Annotated in this window: 1 rRNA gene; it reads left to right on the forward strand. The window is 52.9% G+C overall.

Features of this window, described 5'->3' with window-relative positions:
- Window positions 1-476 (forward strand): 16S ribosomal RNA (locus H6A28_RS14885); the annotation flags it as partial.

Consider the following 476-nt stretch of genomic DNA (forward strand, 5'->3'; position numbering starts at 1 on the left):
AGATGCTATCCTACGGGTGGCTGCAGTGAGGAATATTGGTCAATGGCCGTGAGGCTGAACCAGCCAAGTAGCGTGAAGGATGACGGCCCTACGGGTTGTAAACTTCTTTTATGCGGGATTAACGTGAGGTACGTGTACCTTATTGCAGGTACCGCATGAATAAGCATCGGCTAACTCCGTGCCAGCAGCCGCGGTAATACGGAGGATGCAGGCGTTATCCGGATTTATTGGGTTTAAAGGGAGCGCAGACGGCATGTCAAGTCAGCTGTGAAAGTTCGGGGCTCAACCTTGGAATTGCAGTTGAAACTGGCGTGCTTGAGTTCGGTCGAGGCAGGCGGAATTCGTGGTGTAGCGGTGAAATGCTTAGATATCACGAAGAACCCCGATTGCGAAGGCAGCTTGCCAGGCCTGGACTGACGTTGAGGCTCGAAGGTGCGGGTATCGAACAGGATTAGATACCCGTGTAGTCACGGTTG

Origin of the sequence: Bacteroides mediterraneensis (assembly GCF_016900355.1) — a bacterium.
Lineage (GTDB): Bacteria > Bacteroidota > Bacteroidia > Bacteroidales > Bacteroidaceae > Phocaeicola.